Raw genomic sequence first — 23,362 nt, 5'->3', positions numbered from 1 at the left:
CCGGGTTCCCATCCGACACATCCGGTGACCGAAGACCGTGAGCCTCGACATACCCGACACCGCCCTAGGCCCGATCGAGAACCCGACGGCCGGGCATTCCGGCCTCGCCCGCAGCCTCACCGCTCCGGGCCTCGTGGCGATCGGGCTCGGCGCCACGATCGGCGCAGGGGTCTTCGTCCTGACCGGGACCGCCGCGGCACAATATGCCGGTCCGGCGATCAGCCTCTCCTTCCTGATCGGCGGCATCGCCTGCGGCTTCGTTGGCCTGTGCTACGCCGAACTGGCCGCCATGATCCCCGAGGCCGGCTCGACCTATACCTACACGCGGGCGTGCCTCGGCCTGTTCCCGGCCTGGATCATCGGTTGGGACCTCGTGCTCGAATTCGCCATGGCGGCTGCGGCTGTCGCGGTCGGCTGGTCCGGCTACGCGCAATCGCTCGCGGCGGATTTCGGCTTGAAGCTGCCGGCGGCGCTGTCGGGCGCGCCGGGGGACGGGGGCCTCGTGAACCTGCCGGCGGCCGGCATCGTGCTGATGCTGACCGCGCTGCTGACGCGCTCGACCCGGGACGCCTCGCTGATCAACGGGCTCCTGGTGGCCTGCAAGGTCGCGATCATCCTCGCCTTCGTGGGCGTCGGGGTGGTCCATCTGCAGCCGGCCCTGTGGCACCCGTTCGTGCCGGACAATGCCGGTGCGTTCGGCAGCTACGGATGGAGCGGCGTGTTCCGCGGGGCCGCGGTGGTGTTCTTCGCCTTCATCGGCTTCGAGACGGTCGCGACCGCGGCGGGCGAGTGCCGGGCGCCCCAGCGCGACGCGCCGATCGGGCTGATCGGCTCGCTCGCGATCAGCGCCATCCTGTACGTGGCGGTGGCGGCGGTGCTGACCGGCCTCGTACCCTATCAGGAGCTGGACGTCGCGGACCCGATCGCCAAGGCGATCGACCGCCTGGCGCTGCCCAGCCTCGCCATCGTGATCAAGCTCGGCGCCCTCATCGGGCTGACCACCTCGGCGCTCACGGCACTCTACGGCCAGGGCCGGATCTTCTTCGCCATGGCTCGGGACGGGCTGCTGCCGCGCCTGTTCTGCCGGGTCGATCCGGCCACGCGGGCCCCGGTGACGAGCCAGGTGGTGATCGGGCTGTTCACCGCGGCGGTGGCCGGGCTGGTGCCGATCGATATCCTGGGCGAGCTCGTCAGCATCGGGACGCTGTTGGCATTCTGCCTGGTCTGCGCCCTCGTGCTGATCCTGCGCCGGACGCAGCCCGATCGGCCCCGGCCGTTCCGCGTACCGGCGGCGGCGCCGATGGCCGTGCTCGGCATCCTGTCCTGCCTGATCCTGATGGCCTCGCTGCCGGCCGACACCTGGATCCGGCTCGCGGTCTGGCTGGTGATCGGGCTGGCGATCTATGCCGGCTTCGGCAGGCGCAACGCCCGGCTCACCCGAGCAGGTTGAGCGTCGCCCGGCTGACCGAGTCGATCGAGGCCTCGGCACTGAGATTCAGCTCGTAGTTCCGGATCACGCGCTGCAGATCGGCCGATTCCAGAGCGACGTTGACGTTCGGCAGGCGGACATAGCCCTGCCGGTCGGCGGCCGCGTTGGACGGGTCGTAGCGCCGGCGGAAGTCGCTGCTGTCGCGCACGATGCGGCCCACCGGCTCGCGCGCCCTGTCCACGTCGACCGGCTGGAACACCGCGATCTTCCGGGCGTAGGGCGTCCCGCTCGGATCGGCCGGGGCCGAATCGGCGTTCGCGATGTTCTCGGAGATCGCCCGGATCCGGCCGCTCTGGACCCGACGGCCGTAGGCCAGCGCGTCCGTGGCCGCCTTGAGGGGGCTGGTATCCGGCATGCGAGTTGGCTCGGGCGGCACGGAGAGGGGGCGCACGATCCTCTGCGCAACGGCCTTAACGCTCGGTTAAGCGGCTCGTCCCGAGAGGCTTACCGCCTCGCGCAGGTCCCGCCCGTCGGTGAGCCGCAGGCCCCTGTGGCGCAGGGAGGCCAGCAGCGTGCGGTCCGGGAATGGGCAATAGGGCAGGATTTCCGTGGTCCGGCCTTCAGGCATCCGGTCCGTGCGGGCGATCGCGTCGAGCAGCCGGTCCAGCATGCCGCGCCCATGGGCGTGGAGCGCCACGGCCGCCCGCGTGGCCGTGGTTTCGGCCGGGAGCGGTACAGCCTCCTGGGCGAGGATCGCCCCGGTATCGATCGTGGCGGCGAGCCGGTGCAGGGTCATGCCGAAGCTGTCGGGCCCGTCGGCGAGCGCATGGATCGTCGGAACCGGGCCGCGATGGCGCGGCAGCAGGCCGGGATGGCCGTTGATGCCGCCCAGCCGCGCCAGCCCGATGGTCTCAGCCTTCAGGATCTGGTCGAAATGATACGTCAGGATCAGGTCGGGGGCGGTCTCGCGCAATCTTTGCGCGACCTCGGGGCCGTTGACGTCGTCGACCGTCAGGGTCGGGATACCGAGGCGCCGGCACAGGGTCTTAAGCGGCGTCGCTTCCGGCGCGTCGCCGCTGCCGGCCACCGCCTGGGTCAGGGGCGCCAGCGGGCGCAGCAGGTCCGGCAGCCCGAAATTCACCGCGAGATACGGCAGGATCCCGGCGCCGGAGCGCGCGAGGTGTCGACGGACCTGCCCGGTCAGGCCGCCGCTCGACGGCCGCTCCGCATTCGAGAGCCCGACGAAGGCGATGTCGGCCCGGTGATCGGCCACGAACCGGCGCACCACCCGCGCATTGGGCAGCGCCTCCAGGACGAACAGGGCGATCCGGGCGCGAGCCATCAGCGGCGCGGCCGACGCTGGAACCGGAAGGCATAGAGCCCGGCCCGGCGGATGCTCTCGGGCAGGAGGAGCACAGTGCGGGCCAGGGCCGCGAGGACGAACGGGAAGGCGACCACGTCACGATCCTTCGCGATACCCTTGACGATGTGCTGGGCCGCTTCCTCGGCGCTCATCTCCAGGGGGCGCCAGCCCTTCAACTCGCCGCCCATCGGGGTCTTCACGTAGCCCGGGGCCACGACGTTGACCTTCACGCCGCGCGGCCCGACCTTCTGGCGCAGGGCCAGGCCATGGGCGACCAGGGCGGCCTTGGCGCCGCTATAGGCCGGCGCATCCTGAAGCGGCGCGTAGGCGGCCAGCGAGGACATCAGCACGATCTGCCCGCGCCCGCGCTGGAGCATCAGGGTCAGGGTCGGCAGCACGATGTTGAGCGAGCCGGTGTAGTTGATGTCGGCGGTCTCGAACGCCGTCGCCTCCGGCTCGACCTCGCCCTTCTGGTTGCCGCCGTTCACCGCGGCATTGGCGATGACGAGGTCCAGCGGCTGGGCCGCGTCGGCTTTGTGGATCAGGTCGATCGCGGCGGCCCGGTCCCGGGTGTCGAGGCGCACCGCCTCGACGGTGGCGCCGCTCGCCCGGCAATCCCGGGCCACGGCTTCCAGGCGGTCGACATTGCGTCCGATGAGGATGAGGCTCACGTCGGCACGCGCATAATGGCGTGCGAGCGCAGCGCCGATACCGCTCGACGCGCCAGTGATCAGAATGCGGGGCATGACGCGGGTGCTACGCCGTGCAGCACGCAAAGATCAAGACCGGGAAGCGCGCACCGGTGACTTAAAGGCTCGGCTCGACCCGGAAACGCTCGGCGAAAACCGGCACGCTTCCTGTTACGCTTCAATAGACGGGCGCGAGTTGCCCGTCGCCCTCGCGGCCCTCGTGGATCGTCCGCGCGGCGGCCAGCATCGAATCGGGCAGGGCGGATTCCATCCGCGGCACCGAGCCGGCCACCGCCCGCTCGATCGCCCCCTTGGAGAAGAAGCCGCCATTGACCTGCGTCCGGTGCAGCACGACGCGCCGGAAATCGGCCATCAGGCCCATGTCGGGCGCGGTCGGGTTCGTCCAGAAGCTGTCGAGGTCGCCCTGATGGGTCAGGCCGGCCATGTTGTAGATCGCGGTCCCGACCGCATGGGTCGGGCGGCCCATCTCCAGGGACAGCATGCCGACCGTGGAGTTCACGATGACGACGCCGCGGGCGCCCTTGATCAGGGAGGGCAGGTCGCCGCCGTCGATGAAGTCGAGCCGGTCGCTGACGCCGTGCCGCCGGGCCGAGGCGCGGGCGAACTTGCGCCAGTTGATCAGGCCGCTGTCCAGAGGATGCAGCTTCACCAGGAGCCGGGTCGGCGCCGAGGACGCGTCCGCGAAGGACTTGATCACCCGGTCCATGAAGCCTTCGACGCCCAGGAAGGGCGAGTGGACCCGGATCTGGTAGTCGCTGTCGAGCTGGAGCGGCAGCAGGAAGTAGTCGCAGCCGACCGCGCGGTAGATCTCGTCGCAGCGCGCTGCCTCGCGTCGGGTATGGGAGCGGCGGCTGAACTTCTTGATCCAGCCCGCGTATTCGGCCGCGATATGGGTCGGCCGGTGGCTACGGAAATGCGGGAAGAGATAGGGAAACGCGATGTTGGCGACGTTGTAGCTCACGTCCCAGACGCTGCGGCGGGCCATGTCGCCGGTGGACGGCATCGCCCGGCCGGGCTGGGGCAGGCGCCGCGCCAGGGCGCGGACTTCGTCCGCCGTGCGCGGCAGCGACGAGAAGCCGTTCACCCCGCCGAGTTCGCAGGTGATCCAGTTGGGCCGGATATAGCCTTCCTCGAAGACGTGAACGCGCAGACCCCGGACCTCCGCGATCATCCGGGCCGCCCGATGGAACGGCCGGCAATCGCCGAACAGGACGATGTCGGTGACGGCTTCGCGGTCGAGATACGATTCGAGATAGGTGCCCCAGGCCTCGCGGCGACCGCGGTAATTGTCGGCCTTCCCGTTCCAGAACAGCCAGTCACCCGGGCAGAGATTGATGCGCCGCACCTCGTGGCCCCGCGCGCGCAGGGCCTTGCCGAGGTCGGAGAAGAACGGAGAGGCGATGCCCTGCAGGAACAGAAAGGTTGCAGGGCGGTCGCGGAGGGCGTCGGGGGCGGTCTTTTGCATTCCGCGGCGCTTCTATCCTTGACCCTCGGTCGGACGGAGCCGGACCGGAAAGAATGACCAGAGGTGGCACGCAGCGTCGCGGCCCGGCAATCCGAGGCCGCGTCGCAGGGCGGCGTTTCCGCTCCGGCGTGGCCCGTCTGCAACGGTCGCAGTTTCGCGGCCACCGCCTGGATTGAGGGGGCAATCACGGCGACGATATGTCCAAATCCTTTCCACGCCGTGACGCTTTGATGGATCTGCCACGCTTGTCCCCATTCGGCCGGCCATCCCATGCCGGGTAAAATGCGCTACTAGGCGGCCCGAACGATCGAGACGACCGGAGCTGGACGCCCCATCATGTCCCTTGAACCGACCCCGTCGCTCTACGCGACCGGCCGGACGATCCGCCGCCTGCGGGTGGAGATCGAGGCTGCGACGGGTCTCGCCTTCGCCCGGGCAAGGCCGAGCGCGGTCGGCGCCGTCTGGGGGGCGAAGAGCCTGCCGGACCATTTGCTCGCGCTCGGGGGCCGCCGCCGGCTCGTCGTCGCGCCGGGCCCGCTGCTGAGCCCGTACGACCGGCCCGAGACCGGGTTCGCGTCCCTGCGGCTCAGCCTCGACGGCACGCCGTTCGGCGGGGAGGGCGGCATCCACTACTTCGATCCCTGGACCCGCCAGCCGATCGGCCGCGAGGCCTGCTCCGAGCACGTTGCCTGGCTCGCGGCACGGTTCGCCGAGAACGACCGGCGCGTCGTCTATGTCGGCATGTCGCGTTGGAAGCGGCCCGCCCTCGACGTGCTCGGCACCGGACCGGCCGGGCGCCCAATCCACACCATGACGGCCGAGGCCGCGGTCGAGGCGGGCAAGCGTCATCACGGCCGGATCCTCGCCTGGGCGACCCGCGCGCCGGGCAAGCTGGAAGAGGCCTGCAGGCAGGCCGGACTGCCGCTCGCCCGGGTGGAGGACGGCTTCCTGCGCTCGGTGGGCCTCGGGGCCAGCCTGCAGCCCGGCGCCTCCATCGTGGTCGACGACCTGGGCATCTACTACGATCCGCGCCGGGAGAGCCGCTTGCAGCGCCTGCTGGCCGAGGCGGATTTCCCGCCCGAGCTGGTGAGCCGGGCCAAGCGCCTGCGCGAGGAGGTCGTGGCGCGCCGCCTGAGCAAATACAATGTCGGCCTCGACGCCGCCGCCCTCGACTGGCCGGCCGGTCGGCGGATCGTGCTGGTGCCGGGACAGGTCGAGGACGATGCCTCGGTGCAGCACGGCTCGCCGCTGGTCCGCTCGAACCGGGCGCTGCTGGAGGCCGCCCGCCGGCGCAACCCCGACGCCTTCCTGCTCTACAAGCCCCATCCCGATGTCGAGGCGGGGTTCCGGCCCGGCATCATCCCGGAGGCCGAGGCCCTCACCCTGGCCGACCGGATCGTGGCGGGGATCAGCATCGTCGACCTGCTCGACCGGGTGCATCACGTCGAGACCATGACGTCGCTCGCGGGCTTCGAGGCGCTGATCCGCGGGCTCAGCGTGGCGGCCCATGGCCGGCCATTCTACTCCGGTTGGGGCCTGTCGGAGGATCTCGCACCGGGGGCCGACCGCGGCCGCAGGCTGACGCTGGACGAGTTGGTGGCCGGCGCGATGATTCTCTATTCGCGCTACCTCGATCCCGTGGCGATGAAACCGTGCAGCCCCGAGCAGCTCCTCGACCGGCTCAGTGCCGCCCGGGAGGCCGCCCCGCGCAACGCGCTCTCGATCGGCCGCACCGCCCATCTCGTCATGCGGGTGCGCTACGGCCTGTTCAATCCGATCGTGCGGGCGCTGCGCAACCGCCGCGGCGTCGGCCGCGAGGTCGGGCCGCGCTAGGGCGGGGGCGCAATCGTGGCATCCAGCTTCTCGGGATCTCCGCACACGAGCAGGAGGATAGAGGCCGTTCCTGTCGCCGTCGGCGGCGACGTGACGGGCTCGACGTCCGCGCTCCGGGAAATCCTCCGAAGGCCCTGCCTTCTCATCGTTTTTCGTGCCGGCCCGCATCCCGTGGCGCCCCCTGGCACGCACGCCCCGCGCCGAGTTCCCGTATCGTGACGACGTTCCTCATCGCCGCCAGCCTGACGCTCGCCATCTGCCTCACCTTGGAGGTCTTCGTCGGCGATTCGCTCACCCGGGCGAGCCTGGCCCCGCGCGACCTCACCCTGCGGTTGCTGGGCTATCTGCTGATCCTGCTGTTCTGGTTCGCCTTTTCGTGGCGGCCCTGGCTGGCGGCCCTGACCTGCGTGGTCTCGGTCGTAGCGCTGATCTACGTCAGCCGGGCCAAGCGCTCGGTGATCGGCGAGCCGCTCCTGTTCAGCGATTTCGTCCTGCTGCCGCAGGTGCCGCGGCATCCGCAGCTCTATTACATCCCGCCGGTCTGGGATCCGCGCATCTCGATCCCCGTGATCCTGACCCTGATCGCGACGGTGATCTGGTACCGGACCGAGCCGAGCGTCCTGCCGGCCGCGCCGGTCCCGCGCGTCGCGGCGATGCTCGGCTTGCCCCTGGCGCTGTGGCTGCTGTTCCGCGCGGCGTCCCGGCCGCCGCTGGCGAAGCTGATGGCGCGCTGGTTCCCCGAGCCCGACCTCGAGGCGGATGTCGCGCGGGTCGGCCTGCCGGCGAGCCTGCTCGGCTATACGGCCCGGGCGCTGGCCGGCAGCGCTCCGGTGCCGGCGGTGCCGACGCTGCCCTCCGGCCCGGGCGACGACGTGGTCGTGGTGATCCAGCTCGAGTCGTTCATCGATCCCGAGCGCCTCGGCGGCCCGGCACTGCCGGCGATGGAGCTGTTCCGCACCCGCGCCATCCAATACGGCCGGCTGCGGGTTCCGGCGCACGGCGCCTACACGATGCGCAGCGAGCACGCTGTGCTCACCGGCCGGCCCTCCGACAGCCTCGGCTTCGGCCGGTATGATCCCTACACGTCCCGCAGCGGCGACGAGCCGACCAGCCTCGCCCGACTGGCGGGCAGCCGGGGCTACGAGACCCTGTTCCTGCACCCGTTCCACAGGGATTTCTTTCGCCGGGCGAAGGTGATGCAGGCCTTCGGCTTTGCCGATCTGTTGATGGGCGAGACGTTCACGGCCGCGCCGCGGGTCGGCCCCTATGTCGGCGACGTGGCCCTGGGCGAGCGCCTGCTCGACGAGGTCCGGGCGCGGCGCACGCCGCTGTTCCTGTTCTGCGTCACGATGGAGAATCACGGGCCGTGGAAGCCCGGGCGGCTGCCCGGACTCGACGCCCCGGAGGCGCAGTACCTCCACCACGTCGTCAATACCGGGCGCATGGTCGAGAACCTCGTGGCCGGGCTCGACGCGCTGGCCCGCGAACGCGGCCAGACCATCACCCTCTGCGTGTTCGGCGATCACGCACCGTCGTTGCCGACCTGCAAGCCGGGCTTCGGCGATCAAGCGACAGATTATGCGGTGTTCCGGTTCGGCATTCCCCCGGTCACGCCGCGCCGCCTGGACATCACCGCCGACGCCCTGGGGCGCGATCTGCGCTCGGCCCTGGCCCGTACACTTGCAGACATTCCGGTACGGACGCGATAAGGTTAAGCTTGACCGCACCGAGCTTGGCCGTGCCACGCTGGTGTCGCATTGCGAACGGATAGCAACCTTGTCCGAGACGCGGGTTCCGCGAGGAGCCCGCAGGTTTGACGCGGCCGTTAAAGCCATCGCAGCGTTTGGCGGTCACCATGGATGTCCCGGTCCGAGCCAGCGATGGCGCGGAGGCCGGCGAGGAGAAGTCTCTGTGATGCTGCGTAAGACGGCGCTCACTGCGCTGACAGCCGCCCTTGCGGCCGGGTCCATCGGCGGCTGCACGTATCTGCCCGCGGCGGGACCGACGGCGAGCGCGATCGAGGCGGGCGCGGAAGTCGCGACGGCCGACGGCGGCGTGCTCGCGCGCTACGAGATCATCGACGTCACCCCGGCCGTGGTCGAGGCCCTGCGCGGACGCCCGCTCGACAGCCTGCTCGCCTCCTTCGGCGACCACCGCCCCTCCACCGAGCCGGTGATCGGCATCGGCGACATGGTCTCGGTCTCGGTCTGGGAAGCCGGCTCCGGCGGCCTGTTCTCCGGGCCGCTCGTCGCCGACCGCTTCTCCGCCGGATCCAAATCCGCCCTCATCCCCGAGCAGCCGGTCGGCCGCGACGGCGCGATCTCGGTGCCCTATGCCGGGCGCATCAAGGTCGCCGGGCGCCGGCCCCAGGACGTCCAGGGCCTGATCGAGAACGAGCTCGCCGGCAAAGCCATCCAGCCGCAGGTGCTGGTCTCGGTCACGCGGCCGATCTCCCAGGCGGTCACCGTCACCGGCGAGGGCGCGGCCGGCGCCCGCCTGCCGCTCTCGGGCCACGGCGACCGCATCCTCGACGTGATCGCGGCCGCCGGCGGCAACCGCTCGCCGGTGTCGGAGACCTTCGTGCGCCTGTCGCGCGGTCCGGTCACCGCCACGGTGCCGCTGACCACGGTGGTGTCGAACCCCAAGGAGAACATCTACCTGCGGCCCAACGACGTGCTCACCCTGGTGCGCGACCCGCAGACCTTCCTGGCGGTGGGCGCGCTCGGCCAGGCGACCGAGCTGCCATTCCAGGCCGACGGCATCACGCTGGCCCAGGCGCTCGCCAAGGCACGCGGCCTGTCGGACTTCGCCGCCGACCCGGCCGGGACCTTCATCTTCCGGTTCGAGCCCGCCAGCGTGGTGCGCCGCCTGAACCCGAACACCAAGCTGACCGGCACGCCGCTGGTGCCGGTGGTCTACCGGATCAACATGCGCGACCCCAACAGCCTGTTCACCACCCAGGCGTTCCGCATGCGCAACCGCGACCTCGTCTACGTCTCCAACGCGCCCTTCACCGAAGTGTCGAAGGTGCTGACGGCGTTCAGCGGCGTCACCGGACCGCTCAGCTCCGCCGCCACGGCTTACGCCTACGCCAAGTAAGGGCGGGACGACCCGCCGGTCTCAGGGCCGGCGGTTTCGAGATCCCGAAACGCAAACAGGGCGCGGATGCCATCCGCGCCCTGTTTGCGTTCTCGATCACTGGACCGCGCCAGACCTCGGCGCAGTCCGAAAAGAACTCAGCCGCGCTTGGCCAGCAGCTGCTCGATCAGCGAGCCGCCCTTGTCGATCGCCGCCATCTCCTCGGCCACCGCGCTCACGGTGTCGCGGATCTGGTCGGCGGTGTGCTCGGAGGTGAGGAAGAAGCGCAGCCGTGAGGCCCGCTCCGGCACCGCCGGGTGGATGATCGGCTGGACGTTGATTCCGCGGCGGAAGAGCCGGTCCGACAGGGTCACGGCCTTGAGCGAGTCGCCGACGATGATCGGCACCACGGCCAGGCCGAGGCTGAAGCCGGTATCGAGGCCGAGCTTCTTGGCGGTGGCGAGGAACAGGGTGCCGTTCTGGCGCAGGCGCTCGACCCGCTCCGGCTCGGCATGCATCACCGCCAGGGCCGCCTCGGCGGCGGCGGCGAGCGGCGGCGACATGCCGACGCTGTACACGAAGCCGCCGGCCGTGTGCTTGAGATACTCGATCAGCGCGATCGGCCCGCAGATGTAGCCGCCGCAGGTCGAGAGTGTCTTGGACAGGGTGCCCATCCAGATGTCGACCTCGTTCGGGTCGACACCGCAATGCTCGAACAGGCCGGCGCCGGTGCGGCCGGTGACGCCGAGGCCGTGGGCCTCGTCGACCATCAGCCAAGCGTCGTAGCGCTTCTTGAGGGCGACGAGGCCAGCCAGATCCGGCGCATCGCCGTCCATGCTGTAGAGCCCCTCGACCACGATCAGCGCCCGGCGGTGCTCGTGGCGGGTGTTCTGGAGCAGGCTCTCCAAGGCGTCGAGATCGTTATGCGCGAAGGAGCGCCGCTGGGCGCCCGAGAGCTGCGCGCCGGTGACGATGCTGTTGTGGGACAGGGCGTCGTGGAAGATCACGTCGCCGGCTTCCAGCAGGGCGCCGATGGTCGTGACGTTGGTGGCGTGCCCGCTCACCATGACGATGCAGCCCTCGGTCCGGTAGTGCTTGGCCAGCGCCTGCTCGAGGCTGATATGCCCCGGCCGCTCGCCCGCCACCACGCGGCTCGCCGAGGCCGAGGTGCCGTAGGCCTCGATCGCCTCCCGGGCCGCGTTGCTCACCCGCGGATGGCCGTTCAGGCCGAGGTAATCGTAGGACGAGAAGTTGGTGAAGCTCTTCTGGTCGATCCGCGTGGTCGCGCCGGCCTTGGCGTCGTGGACGCGGAAGAACGGGTTGCCCAGGCCGATCAGCTGCGCCGCCTGGCGCTGCAGCTGCAGCTCGCGGTAGCCGGGCAGGTTCTCGAAGTTCTGCGCGGCCGATTTCCCGGCCGGGGAGGCCGCCTTGACGGGGGCCGGGCGCGGGGTCGCGCGCCCGAGGCGGTTCGTCACGAAGCCGGCGAGCGCCGCGCGCCCGCCGTCAGGCCGTGCCGTATCGGTCATGAGTTGGTCTCTTTGATCTCGCTGGAGGTCTGCTCGATAAGTTCCCTGAGCGGCGCCATCATCTGCGCATCGATCTCACCGCCAATATGCTTCGAGACGAGGCTCATCGCGACACCGGCCGCCTCATCCATGGGGGCCGAAACCGCCTGAATTAAGGACTCCGACAGCTCGTTGACCGTCATGCCGGACGACAGGCCGGCGGGCGGCGCGTCGAGGGCGAAGCGCTCCTGCAGGCTGGCACCCAGCTCGACGCCCATCAGCGAGTCGAGGCCAATCTCGGAGAGCTGGCGCACGCGGCTGATATCGTCCTTGGGCAGTCGCAGGATGCGGGCGATGTCCTCGACGATCGCGTCGGACACGGTCTTGCGGACCGCGTCGACGTCGCCCCCCTTGAGGAGCGCGCCGATATTGATCGCCTGGACGCCGCCGGCCTCCACCTGCTGGTCCGACCCGAGGTCGGCGTAGCTCGGGGAGCGCATGGTCGCGAGCCGCTCGCGCGCCTTGCCCCAATGCATCGCCGCGATGGCGATCACCGCCTCGTCCGGCGAGGTCCCCTGGCCCTCCAGGGCGTCGGCCATCAGTTCGAGGCAGCGACGGGCCTCCATCGGGGTTACGCCGACGCGGCCGGCGAGGCCTTCCATGACCGCCTTGTTGCGGGCGAGCATGCCGACATCGCCGATCGCCCCCCAGGCGACCGCCAGGGCGGGCAGGCCGCGGCGGCGGCGCTGGCGCGCCAAGCCTTCCATGAAGCCGTTGGCGGCCACGTAGGAGCCCTGGCCGGGATTGCCGATGAACGTCGTTGCCGACGAGAACATCACGAAATAGTCGAGGCTCCGGTCCCGGGTGGCGGCGTCCAGGTGCTGGGCGCCGATCACCTTCGGACCGATGACCGTGTCGAGCGCCGCGGCGTCGATGTTGGCGATCAGGCCGTCCTGCAGGACCGCGGCGGCATGGAGCACGCCGGCGAGCTTCTTGCCGCCCTGCTCGATCTCCGCCAGCAACCGGTCTACCGCCGAGCGGCTGGTGATGTCGACCGCCTTGGCCTCGACCTTCACGCCGCGCCCGGTGAGTTCGGCGACGATCGCCTTGGCCTCGTCGGTGGTCGCGCCCTTGCGGCCGGCGAGCACGAGGTGCTTGGCCCCCTTGTCGACGAGCCAGCGCGCCGCCTCCAGGCCGAAGCCGCCGAGGCCGCCGGTGACCAAGTGGACGCCGCTCTCCGAGACCGTGAATGGCCGGCGGGTGTCCTTGATGATCGTGCCGGCCTTGGGCGGGCTGATCACGATCTTCCCGATATGCCCGGATTGCTGCATCAGCCGGAAGGCGTCCGAGGTCTCGGCCGCCGTGAACGGCTGGTAGGGCAGGGGCTTGAGGCCGCCGTCGTTGAACAGCGCCATCACCTCGCGGAACATCCGCGCGCCGTCGTCGCCCTGGTGCTGGATCACCTGATCGAGATCGACGCCGAAATAGCTGAGGTTCCGCCGGAACGGGCGCAGGCCGATATGGGTGTTGGCGACGTAGTCGCGCTTGCCCAGCTCGACGAAGCGGCCGAACGGCCGCAGCGCGTTGAGCGAGCGCTCCATCGCCTCGCCGAACAGGCTGTTCAGCACGATGTCGACGCCGTCGCCGGTGATCGCCCGGACCTCGTCCACGAAGGCGAGGGAGCGGGAATCGAGCACGTGCTCGGCACCGAGCGCCTTCACGAGCGCCCGCTTCTCGCGGGAACCGGCGGTGGCGATGACCCGCGCGCCCTTCAGCTTGGCGATCTGCAGCGCGGCCAGGCCGACGCCGCCCGCGCCGCCATGGACCAGCACCCACTCGCCGCGCCGCATCCGGGCGCAGGAAACGAGGCCGTAATAGGCGGTGAGGAAGGCCACCGGCACGGTCGCCGCCGCCATCGGGTCGAGGCACTGAGGGCTCGGCGCGACCACCAGCTCGGGCACCACGATGTGCGTCGCGAAGCCTGACTGGGCGAAGGCGACGACGGGGTCGCCGACCTTGAAGCCCTTCACGCCCGGACCGACGGCCGTGACCCGGCCGGCGCATTCGAGGCCGAGCCGCGGACCGGCGAAGCCGTCCTCCAGGATCTCCTCGGGCAGCATCGAGAGCGCCCAAAGAACGTCGCGGAAGTTGAGGCCGGTGGCCTCGACCGCGATCTCCATCTCGCCCTTGCCGGGGGTGCGGCGCTCGGCCGGGCCCCAGACCATCTCGTTGAGGCCGCCGGTGTTGCTGCGCTCCAGGCGCGCGGCCTCGGCCGGGACGGCATCCGCCGGGTCCCGGTGCTTCGGCCGGCCGGCATGGAAGCGCACGACCTGCGTCCGCTCGTCGTCGAGCACGATCTCGGTCTCCGGCGTGCCGGAGAGGATGAGGTCGCGCAGGCGCTCGGAGGCACGCTTCGACGACATCTCGGGCGAGAGGTCGATCCGGCGCACGTCGAGGTTCGGCGCTTCGTTGGCCAGGGTGCGGGAGAAGGCCCACACGCCGGCTTCGATGTTGGTGGTCTGGCCGCCGCGATCACGGGTGGCACCCGGCGCCACGACCCAGAGGCGGGTCGGGCGGGCGCCGAGATGCTCGGCGCAGCGCTTCAGGCTGAGGCAGCGGTCGCGCAGCCGCTCGGCCGCCTCGCCGCCGCGGGTGAAGGCGCCGGCCAGGAACACCACCGTGTCGGGGGTCTCCTTCTCCAGCTCCATCAGCGAGGTCTCGGAGTCGAGGATGATCGAGACATGCACGCCACCCGCGACCAGGAGGGTCGCCAGGGAGGAGGCGGTCTCGGCCGCGAACTCGTCGTCCGATCCGATCACGAAGGCGAAGGTCTGGGCCGGGGCGGGACCCGGACGAACCGGAGCCTCGGCGACCAGCAGCAGGTCGTCGCCGTTGGCGGACGCCGCCCTCTCGACCGCAACCTTGACCAGACCGTGGGCGCTGAGCGTGCGCTGCCAGCCCTCGATATCCTCGAGGCGCCCGACCGGCATGCCGCCGACGGCTTCCTCGAACCAGCCGTTGGTGAGGCCGAACACGAGGTCGCGGAACAGGGACGCGCCCGGCTCCACGGCCACCAGCAAGCCGCCGGTGGCGAGCGCCCCGGCGAGCTGGCCCGGCAGGGCGCGCTCGCCGCGATGTAGGCTGCCGGCCGCCAGGATCAGATCGAAGCTGCCGGGAGCGAGCTCGTCGGCCGCCTCGACCACGGCGGCGCCGTTGGTGAGCGACAGGCGGGCGCGCTCGGCGAGCCGGCGGTCGGCCTCGAACACGGTGAGACGGGCCTCGGCGGCGGCGGCAAAGGCCGCGGCCTGGGCGGAGAGCGGGCCGAAACCGACCTGCAGGACCCGCAGGGCGCGCTCCTTCGGGAGCTGGCCGCGGCTCTTCTCGATCAGCTCTGCGACTACGTCGGCCGTGTGGCGCGCGGTGGCCGAGCGCATCACGAAAGCGTCGATCGCCCCCTGCGGCAGGGCCGGGGCCTCGGTCAGCTTACCCGCGAGCAGCCGGTCGACCATGGCGCCGACATCGGCGATCAGCACCAGCTCGGCGGAGAGATCCGGATGGTCGCCGGCGATCCAGCGCATGATCTCGTCCGGCGCCGGCAGCGCCGAGCCGTCGCCCAAGGTCCAGTTCGGGCCGGCACGTTCGGCCAGGCCGCTGCTCTCAAGGGCGTAGAGGGCGTTCAGAAGCCAGGGGCGCAGGGCCTCCGGCACGCGCCGGTCGGTGACCGAGACGGTCTCTCCTTCCGCCAGCCCGGAGGCGAGACGGTAGGCCAGCGACGTCGCCCAGCCTTCGAGCAGGAGGTGCCCCGGCGACAGGGCGGCGTCGGCCGGCCCCTTCGCCTCGGCGGTGAGCGGACGCAGGCGCGCGGCCACGCTCGGCCGGCGCTCCATCGGGATCGCGGTCGGCTCGGTGGCGAGTTCCGGCACCTGCGAGATCGCGAAGGCCGAGAGGTCGCCGCCGCCCTTGGCGCGCAGGGCCTGGAAGCGGCCCTCGCGGATGGTCGCGACCACCGCGCCGTCGGCATCGAGCAGGGTGAAGTCGGCCAGGATCGACCGCTCGTTGCAGCGGCGCGTCCGGATGATCGAGCGGGCGATCACGGCGCCGGGGCGCAGCAGACGCACCTCGCCGAAGCGCACCGGGATGTACGCCTTGCCGGCATTCTCGCCGAGCAGGTCGGCGAAGAGCAGGATCAGCCCGTGGAAGCAGGCGTCGAGCCTCTGCGGGACCAGGGCGAAGCGGGTGTCGGGCTCGGCCGGCAGCAGGTCGGAGACGATGGTGGCGTCATCCAGCCGGGCGCTCATGGCGACCTGCTGGAAGCTCGGGCCGAAGCCAAGCCCGGAAGCGCGGGCCCGGGCGTAGAGCGCCTCGCCACTCAGCACCTGCTCGCCGGCGCTGTCGAAGTCGAACCCGTCCAGGTCGGGCGCCTTCGGGGCCGTGAACGTGCCGTCGACGATCTTGGCCTGGGCGTGGAGCTGCCAGGGGGTCTGGGTCAGGCGCGGGCGGCTGAGGACCTGGATACCGTTGCCGGTGCCGGACAGGCGCACCGCGACCTCGCGCAGGGCCTCCTCGGCGAAGACCATCGGCGAGAGGATCTCGAAATCGGCCAGCACCACCTCGTCGTGGCGCATCGCCTCGCGGACGCAGGCCAGCGCCATCTCGACGAAGCCGGCGCCGGGCATGATCACCTGGCCGTCGACCCGGTGATCCTCCAGCTCCGGCAGGGTGGCCGGATCGACGAAGCCGTTCCACTCCAGGCCGTCGAAGGTGGTCCGCGAGCCGATCAGCGGGTGATAGGGGCGGGCGCTCATGGCGCCGACGCTCTCGGGGGTGTCGGCCAGGCGGAACGGACGCCGCTGCCACGGATAGGTGGGCAGGCGGACATCACCCCGGGGCGCGTCACCGAAGATCAGCGATTCGTCGACCTGCGCGCCCTGGACCAAGGCGGCGCTGACCGCCTTGGCGATCGGGTCGCCGCCCGACGCCTTGCGGTGCATCACGCCGACCGTGGCAGTCTCGATGCCGAGCGGCTCGACCGCATCGCCGACATGGGACATCAGGGTGGCGCGCGGGCCGACCTCGACGAACACGCGGGCGCCGCGGCGCGTGGCGTCCTGCACGGCTTCGCTGAAGCGCACCGGCTCGCGGATGTTGCGCCACCAGTAGCCGGCGCCGAAATTGTCGCCCTCCAGCACGCTGCCGGTGACGGTGGAGACCATCGCAGTGGTGCCGGCGCGGGCCTTCAGCCCGGCGAGGTCGCGCAGCAGCGGCTTCTCGGTCGGGTCCATCAGCCTTCCGTGGAAGGCGTAGGCGAGGTCGAGCTTACGGCCGCGGCGGCGCTTGCGCGACAGGGCCTTGAGGGCGGCCTCGATATCGGCCACCGGCCCGGCGACCGTGACGGCCTTGGGGCTGTTGTAGGCCGCGATGTCCAGCGACGGGTAATCCTTGAGGAAGGACTCGACCTCCTCGGCCGGCATCAGCAGCACCGCCATGGTGCCCTGGCCGTGCGTCGTCTCCTGGTGGTGGCTGCGGTAGTAGATGACCCGGACCGCATCTTCGAGGCTGAGGATGCCGGCGGCCTCGGCGGCGGCGATCTCGCCGACGCTGTGGCCGAGCACGTAGGAGGGGATCAGCCCCTTGGCCTTGAGGGCCGCTGTCGAGGCGCTCTCGATGGCGAAGATCAGCGGCTGCGAGACGCTGGTGAGCGCCAGGCGCTCGTCCAGATCCTCGGCGTAGAGGGCCTGCTTCAGCGACCAATCGGCATAGGTCTGGAACAGGGTGTCGACCCGGTCGAAGGCGGCCCGGAAGGTCGGGTTCTCCTCGTAGGCCTCGCGGCCCATGCCGGCCCACTGGCTGCCGTTGCCGGAATAGACGAAGGCCACCTCGGCGGCGCGGTCGACCGCGGTGCCGGTGAAGGCGTCCTGGGCGTCCTCGCCCTCGCCGACCGCGCGGAGAGCCGCGGCGACGTCGATCTTGCCGTCCAGCGCGATCGCAAGGCGGGCGGGCATGCGCTCGCGGCGGTGCGCCACGGCGGCGGCCACCGTGGCGACCCGGTCGGGCTCGGCCTCGAGGCGATCGGCGTAATCGAGGGCGAGCTCGTTCAAGGCGGCGCGGCTCTGGGCCGAAAGCAGCAGAACCTGAGCGGACGGCGCCGGCGCGTCGGCCTCCGCCTGCGCGCCCGAATTCCCGTCGGTGATCACGACGTGCGCGTTGGTGCCGCCGAAGCCGAAGGAGTTCACGCCCGCATAGCGCTCGCGCGGACCGCGGGTGATCGGCAGAGCCTTGCGGACGACGCTCAGGTTGAGCTCGTCGAACGGGATGTCGGGATTGAGCTCGGCCGCGTGCAGCGACGGCGGCACGAGGTCGTGCTCCAGCGCCAGCGTCGCCTTCATCAGGCCGGCGAGGCCGGAGACCGGCTCGGTATGGCCGATATTGGTCTTGATCGAGCCGATCGGCAGCGGCGCCTGGCGGCCGCGCCCGAGCTTGGTCCCGATGGCCGAGGCCTCGATCGGATCGCCCACCGGCGTGCCGGTGCCGTGCGCCTCCATGAAGGCGAGATCGTCGAGACGGATGCCCGCGTCGCGGTACACGCGCTCCAGCAGGGCGCCCTGGGCGTAGCCCGACGGCAGCGAGATGCCGGTGGTGCGGCCGTCGGAATTGATGCCCGACGCCACGATGCGGGCGCGCACGGTGGCGCCGTTGCGCCGCGCGGCCTCGGCCGATTGCAGCACGAACACCACGCCGCCCTCCGAGCGCACGTAGCCGTCGGCGTTCTTCGAGAACGCTTGGCACAGGCCGGTGCGCGAGAGCATCTGCGCGGTTGAGAAGCAGATGAAGTTGAACGGGCTCGCCAGCACGTTGACGCCGGCCACGACCGCGGTGTCCACGCGGCCCGACTGGATCGCCTGTACGGCGTTGTCGAAGGCGACGAGCGAGGACGAGCAGGCCGTGTCGACCGTGAAGCTCGGGCCCTTCAGGTCGAAGATGTACGAGATGCGGTTCGAGATGATCGACAGCGTGTTGCCGGTGGCCGCGTAGGCATCGCCCGAGGCCGCGTCGAGAATGCGCAGGTTGCCGTAATCGAGCGAGGAGGCGCCGACGAATACGCCGATATTGCTGCCGGCCACGCTCGACGGGCGCAGGCCCGCATCCTCGAGCGCTTCCCAGGTCAGCTCCAGCAGCATCCGCTGCTGCGGATCCATCTGCTCAGCCTCGCGGGGCGAGATGCCGAAGACGGCCGGGTCGAACGACCAGATGTCGTCGATGATGCCGGCGGCCCAGGTATAGCTCTTCCCGCGCTCCTGAGCGCGCGGATGCGCGAACCGGTCGAGGGAGAAGCGGTCACTCGGGACTTTGCTGACGGCGCAGCGGCCCTCGGACAGGAGTTGCCACAGCCCGTCGACGTTGGGGGCCCCGGGCAGTCGGCATGCGCGTCCGACGATCGCAATATCTGTACGTTGTGTCACGTTCGGTTCGCACACGCTCGTTATCGGAAGTCGGCTCGGCTCGCGACGAGTGAGTACCCTCTCACCCCTTACTGTGGCACCATTGCGGTGTCCAACCTGCCCCCAGGCAACGTCATCCCTGCTCGGGCAGATTGCGGTGGCCTGTGACATGTATTCATCAGAATGCAGTCCAGTGCCGACGCCCGAAATGCCAAGTTTGCATCGCTTCACCGCCTGTTGAGACGGTCACGCGACCATCGAAATGCCACAGTTGCGCGCCGGCAGGCGGGCCCCGTCTAGCGGTGCCGCCGGGGTTTTCCAAAGACATCTTTGCAGCAGCCTACAGAACAGGCGCCGCAATGCGACGGCTCGCCGCCGTCGGACCGACGCTTAAGACGCGTCCGGACCGGCCTTATCCTTGGCGCTATCCTTGGATCGTCCGACGCCGCGATAGGTGAAACCGTGGCGCTCGGCCGTTCCGGGATCGTAGATGTTGCGCAGGTCGACCAGCACCGGGGCAGGGCCGGCAGAGGCCATGATCTGGCGCAGCCGGTCCAGGTCGAGCGCCCGGAAGGCGTTCCACTCGGTGACGATCACCAGCGCGTCTGCCCCCTCTGCGCAGGCATAGGCGTTCTCGGCATAATCCACATCCGGCATCAGAGCGCGCGCCTGCTCCATCCCTTCCGGATCGTAAGCGCGGACCTTGGCGCCGGCATCCTGCAGGCCCGCCACGATCGACAGGGACGGCGCCTCGCGCATGTCGTCGGTGTCGGGCTTGAAGGTCAGGCCGAGCAGCGACACGGTCTTGCCCCGGACGCTGCCGCCGCAGGCCTTGATCACCTTGCGGGCCATGGCGCGCTTGCGCTGGTCGTTGACCGCCACGACGGTCTCGACCAGCCGCAGGGGCGTGCCGGCATCCTGGGCGGTCTTGACCAGAGCCAGCGTGTCCTTGGGGAAGCACGAGCCGCCGTAGCCCGGCCCGGCATGCAGGAACTTGCCGCCGATCCGGTTGTCGAGGCCGATGCCGCGGGCGACCTGCTGGACGTCGGCACCGACCTCCTCGCACAGGTCCGCCATCTCGTTGATGAAGGTGATCTTGGCCGCCAGGAACGCGTTGGCGGCGTATTTTGTCAGCTCGGCGGTGCGCCGGCTCGTCACCACGATCGGCGCGGCGTTGAGATAGAGCGGCCGGTAGACCTCGCGCATGACCGCCTCGGCCCGGGCATCCTCGGTGCCGACCACGATGCGGTCGGGGCGCTTGAAGTCGGAGATCGCCGCGCCCTCGCGCAGGAATTCGGGGTTCGATGCCACGGCGACGTCCGCCTCGGGCCGGATCTCACGGATGATGCGCTCGACCTCGTCGCCGGTGCCCACCGGAACCGTCGACTTGGTCACCACCACGGTGAAGCCCGACAGAGCCCCAGCGATCTCCCGGGCGGCATCGAACACGAAGGAGAGGTCGGCGAAGCCGTCGCCCCGGCGCGAGGGCGTTCCCACGGCGATGAACACCGCATCGGCTTCAGCGACGGCCTCGCGCAGGCTCGTCCCGAAGGCGAGCCGGCCCTGGCGGACGTTCTCGGCCACCAGCGCGTCGAGCCCGGGCTCGTAGATCGGCATGCGGCCGGCGTTCAGGCTGGCGATCTTGTCCGGGTCGCGGTCGATGCAGACCACGCTGTGGCCGAAATCGGCCAGGCACGCCCCGGATACCAGGCCGACATATCCGGCCCCAATCATCGCAATCCGCATCCGGCCCTCCCGGCAGCAAGCCGCGCGGCTTGCTGCAATGCAGCATGATCCGGGACCAGCGGCGATGCAACCCGGGCCGCGCGGCAGCGCCCGTTTCTGTCACGACGATGCAACACCGCGGAAACACGACTGTTTTTTGACAGTGGACCCGAAGCCGGCTTGACGCCGACCGGAGCTTGTCGCCGCCGCGAGCCCCGAACATATGTGTTCGCGGCTTCGCAGCGCGGGCGGGTTCCTGTAGAAGCGCGCCCGCCGGCCGGGCGAGGCCGGGCGCCGCCAAGCCCCCTCCCAAGCCCCCTCCGAGGCTCATTCAAAGGATCGGCGAAGGACCGCGATGACCGAATTGCCGAACGTGCACGTGCGCGCCGAAGTCCTGTCTCAGGCGCTGCCCCATATGCAGCGCTACGACCAGGAGATCGTGGTCATCAAGTATGGCGGCCACGCCATGGGCGACCGCGCGGCGGCCGAGGATTTCGCCGAGGACATCGTCCTCTTGGAGCAATCCGGCGTGAAGCCGATCGTGGTCCATGGCGGCGGCCCGCAGATCGGCAAGATGCTCGACCGGCTCGGCATCCAGTCCGAGTTCCGCGGCGGCCTGCGGGTCACCGACGAGGCCACCGTCGAGGTGGTCGAGATGGTCCTGGCCGGCTCGATCAACAAGCAGATCGTCGGCTGGATCTCGGCCGAGGGCGGCCGGGCCATCGGCCTGTGCGGCAAGGACGGCAACATGGTCCGCGCCAAGCGGGCGATGAAGACCGTGATCGATCCCGAGAATCATACCGAGCAGGCCATCGATCTCGGCCTCGTCGGCGAGCCGGACCATGTCGAGCGCGGCGTGCTCGACGCGGTGCTGAAGGCGGAGCTGATCCCGGTCCTCGCCCCGGTGGCCTACGGGGCCGACGGGCTGACCTACAACGTCAACGCCGACACCTTCGCGGGTGCCATCGCGGGCGCGCTGCGAGCCAAGCGCCTGCTGCTGCTCACCGACGTCCCGGGCGTGCTCGACAAGAACAAGAAGCTGATTCCCGAGCTGACCGTGGAGGATTGCCGGCGCCTGATCGCGGACGGCACCATCACGGGCGGCATGATCCCCAAGATCGAGACCTGCATGTACGCGATCGAGCGCGGCGTGGAGGCGGTGGTGATCCTGGACGGGAAGGTCAACCACGCGGTGCTGCTGGAGCTGTTCACCGATTACGGTGCCGGCACGCTGATCCGGCGGGGCTGAGCCCGAGCCGCCACGAAGCGGACGGCGATGGGCCAATCGGACGCGGAAACGCCCGCCCCGCCCACGCATTGTCGTTGTCCAGGTTCAGGCTGGCGCAAGCCTGCGCTGCGAGCCTGACCATTCCCAGGCCGTCGATCCCGCGCGGATCGACGGTTGGGTCCGCGCCGCACCGAGGGGTGAGGACCGCATCCGATTGCAACGCGATCGGGCATGGCCCTAGAATCTCGCCGGATCAGGATTTCAAAGGGACACGGTGCACCACCCGGAGAAAGCCCAGTTCACCACTCCCGCCGCCCGGGGGTTTTCCGACGTCGACACCTGGGTGTTCGACCTCGACAACACGCTGTATCCGAGCGACGCGCAGGTCTGGCCGCAGGTGGACGAGCGCATCACGCTCTACGTCATGCGGCTCTACGGGCTCGACGGGATCTCGGCCCGCGCCCTGCAGAAATACTTCTACCACCGCTACGGCACGACCCTGACGGCGCTGCTGACCGAGGACGGGGTCGATCCCCACGACTTCCTCGATTTCGCCCACGACATCGACCACTCGACGATCAAGCTCGACCGGAATCTCGGCGACGCGATCGAGCGGCTGCCCGGCCGCAAGCTGATCCTGACCAACGGCTCGCGCCGGCACGCCGAGAACGTCGCAGCCAAGCTCGGCATCCTCGACCATTTCGAGGACGTGTTCGACATTGCAGCCGCCAATTTCGTCCCCAAGCCCGAGCGCTCGACCTACGAGCGGTTCCTCGAGGCCCACGGGGTCGAGCCAACCCGGGCGGTGCTGTTCGAGGACATCGCCCGCAACCTCGCGGTGCCGCACGATCTCGGCATGGCCACCGTGCTGGTGGTGCCCAAGATCGTCGACCCCTACCGCGAAGCCTTCGAGCAGGAGGCGGTGCGCGAGCCGCATATCGACCACATCACCGACGATCTCGCGGCCTTCCTGTCCGCCTGCGTGCTGCCCGAGGTGACACGCACTTCGCTGCGGACGGATCGCGCCTGACGCGGCGCCGCGCATCCCCAATCGACAAGCCGGCGGCGATCCTGTAGAGAGCCGCCCAACTCACAACAGGATCGCCGAAATCCTGGTGCCGGTTGCCCATGAGGGGCGGCACGGCGCAACGGCTGGAGCTATGCCATGAACATCATCGAGCAGCTGGAGCGCGAGGAAGTCGCGCGCCTCGCGAAGACCATCCCCGATTTCGAGCCGGGCGACACGCTCATCGTCAACGTCCGCGTCAAGGAAGGCGAGCGCACCCGCGTCCAGGCCTACGAAGGCGTCTGCATCGGTCGCCAGGGTGGCGGCCTCAACGAGAGCTTCACGGTTCGCAAGATCTCCTACGGCGAGGGCGTCGAGCGCGTCTTCCCGGTCCATTCGCCGATGATCGATTCGATCAAGGTCGCCCGCCGCGGCAAGGTGCGTCGCGCCAAGCTGTACTACCTGCGCGACCGTCGCGGGAAGTCGGCCCGCATCGTCGAGCGCACCGACCGCTACAAGGCCAAGGACGCCGCCAAGGAGGCTTCGGCCGCCGCGCCGGCCGCCGCCGAGTAAGATGCGGG

At 70.3% G+C, this 23,362-nt stretch carries 14 protein-coding genes; 7 read left to right on the top strand and 7 right to left on the bottom strand.

The features are described from left to right. Positions 1-49 precede the first annotated feature (49 nt). Entirely contained in the window at positions 50-1,450 is a 1,401-nt protein-coding gene (locus AKJ13_RS03995; RefSeq protein WP_050732486.1) for an amino acid permease, read from the top strand. Here the strand turns inward: AKJ13_RS03995 and AKJ13_RS03990 are convergent. The 4 genes from AKJ13_RS03990 to AKJ13_RS03975 form a co-directional block, all read right to left on the bottom strand. After that, positions 1,434-1,844: a flagellar biosynthesis protein FlgC gene (locus tag AKJ13_RS03990; RefSeq protein ID WP_050732202.1), complete on the bottom strand. Its 411-nt coding sequence runs from the start codon at positions 1,842-1,844 to the stop codon at positions 1,434-1,436. The two genes, AKJ13_RS03995 and AKJ13_RS03990, sit on opposite strands and share 17 nt — an antisense overlap. A 66-nt stretch (positions 1,845-1,910) precedes the next feature. Beyond that, complete coding sequence (locus AKJ13_RS03985) at positions 1,911-2,771, bottom strand: formyltransferase family protein (RefSeq protein ID WP_050732201.1); 861 nt, start codon at positions 2,769-2,771, stop codon at positions 1,911-1,913. After that, complete coding sequence (locus AKJ13_RS03980; RefSeq protein ID WP_050732200.1) at positions 2,771-3,538, bottom strand: SDR family NAD(P)-dependent oxidoreductase; 768 nt, start codon at positions 3,536-3,538, stop codon at positions 2,771-2,773. The genes AKJ13_RS03985 and AKJ13_RS03980 overlap by 1 nt, the downstream gene beginning before the upstream one ends. 121 nt (positions 3,539-3,659) lie before the next feature. Further along, complete coding sequence (locus AKJ13_RS03975; RefSeq protein ID WP_050732199.1) at positions 3,660-4,967, bottom strand: capsular biosynthesis protein; 1,308 nt, start codon at positions 4,965-4,967, stop codon at positions 3,660-3,662. A 336-nt stretch (positions 4,968-5,303) separates the two neighbouring features. On the opposite strand from AKJ13_RS03975, the gene AKJ13_RS03970 reads away from it, so the two are divergent. The 3 genes from AKJ13_RS03970 to AKJ13_RS03960 all read left to right on the top strand — a co-directional run bounded on the left by AKJ13_RS03970 (position 5,304) and on the right by AKJ13_RS03960 (position 9,899). Continuing rightward, complete coding sequence (locus AKJ13_RS03970) at positions 5,304-6,800, top strand: capsular biosynthesis protein (protein WP_050732198.1); 1,497 nt, start codon at positions 5,304-5,306, stop codon at positions 6,798-6,800. A 215-nt stretch (positions 6,801-7,015) separates the two neighbouring features. Beyond that, positions 7,016-8,509, top strand: a complete 1,494-nt coding sequence (locus AKJ13_RS03965; protein ID WP_050732197.1) for an LTA synthase family protein — start codon at positions 7,016-7,018, stop codon at positions 8,507-8,509. Positions 8,510-8,714: 205 nt separating this feature from the next. Continuing rightward, on the top strand, positions 8,715-9,899 hold the full coding sequence (locus tag AKJ13_RS03960; RefSeq protein WP_050732196.1) for a polysaccharide biosynthesis/export family protein: 1,185 nt from the start codon (positions 8,715-8,717) through the stop codon (positions 9,897-9,899). A 137-nt stretch (positions 9,900-10,036) separates the two neighbouring features. Here the strand turns inward: AKJ13_RS03960 and AKJ13_RS03955 are convergent, their stop codons facing one another. From AKJ13_RS03955 to AKJ13_RS03945, 3 genes are all read right to left on the bottom strand, one after another. Further along, a complete protein-coding gene (locus AKJ13_RS03955) occupies positions 10,037-11,404 on the bottom strand; it encodes an aminotransferase class I/II-fold pyridoxal phosphate-dependent enzyme (RefSeq protein ID WP_050732195.1) in 1,368 nt (455 codons plus the stop codon). After that, positions 11,401-18,843, bottom strand: a complete 7,443-nt coding sequence (locus tag AKJ13_RS03950) for a type I polyketide synthase (RefSeq protein WP_200905582.1) — start codon at positions 18,841-18,843, stop codon at positions 11,401-11,403. The genes AKJ13_RS03955 and AKJ13_RS03950 overlap by 4 nt, the downstream gene beginning before the upstream one ends. A 369-nt stretch (positions 18,844-19,212) precedes the next feature. Then, positions 19,213-20,568 (bottom strand): UDP-glucose/GDP-mannose dehydrogenase family protein, encoded by a 1,356-nt coding sequence (locus AKJ13_RS03945; protein ID WP_050732193.1) that lies wholly within the window; start codon positions 20,566-20,568, stop codon positions 19,213-19,215. 334 nt (positions 20,569-20,902) lie between these two features. On the opposite strand from AKJ13_RS03945, the gene argB reads away from it, so the two are divergent. From argB to rplS, 3 genes are all read left to right on the top strand, one after another. Further along, on the top strand, positions 20,903-21,796 hold the full coding sequence (gene argB / locus AKJ13_RS03940; protein ID WP_007566258.1) for an acetylglutamate kinase: 894 nt from the start codon (positions 20,903-20,905) through the stop codon (positions 21,794-21,796). A gap of 253 nt (positions 21,797-22,049) precedes the next feature. Beyond that, a complete protein-coding gene (locus AKJ13_RS03935) occupies positions 22,050-22,805 on the top strand; it encodes a pyrimidine 5'-nucleotidase (protein WP_050732192.1) in 756 nt (251 codons plus the stop codon). A gap of 135 nt (positions 22,806-22,940) precedes the next feature. Then, positions 22,941-23,354 carry a 50S ribosomal protein L19 gene (gene rplS / locus AKJ13_RS03930; protein WP_007566254.1) on the top strand — a complete coding sequence of 138 codons (414 nt, stop codon included), beginning with the start codon at positions 22,941-22,943 and terminating at the stop codon, positions 23,352-23,354. The last annotated feature ends 8 nt before the right edge of the window (positions 23,355-23,362 follow it).

It is taken from the genome of Methylobacterium sp. ARG-1, assembly GCF_001262595.1.
Lineage (GTDB): Bacteria > Pseudomonadota > Alphaproteobacteria > Rhizobiales > Beijerinckiaceae > Methylobacterium > Methylobacterium brachiatum.
The sequence above is the reverse complement of the archived record's forward strand: the minus strand, read 5'-3'. Positions and strand labels throughout refer to the sequence as shown.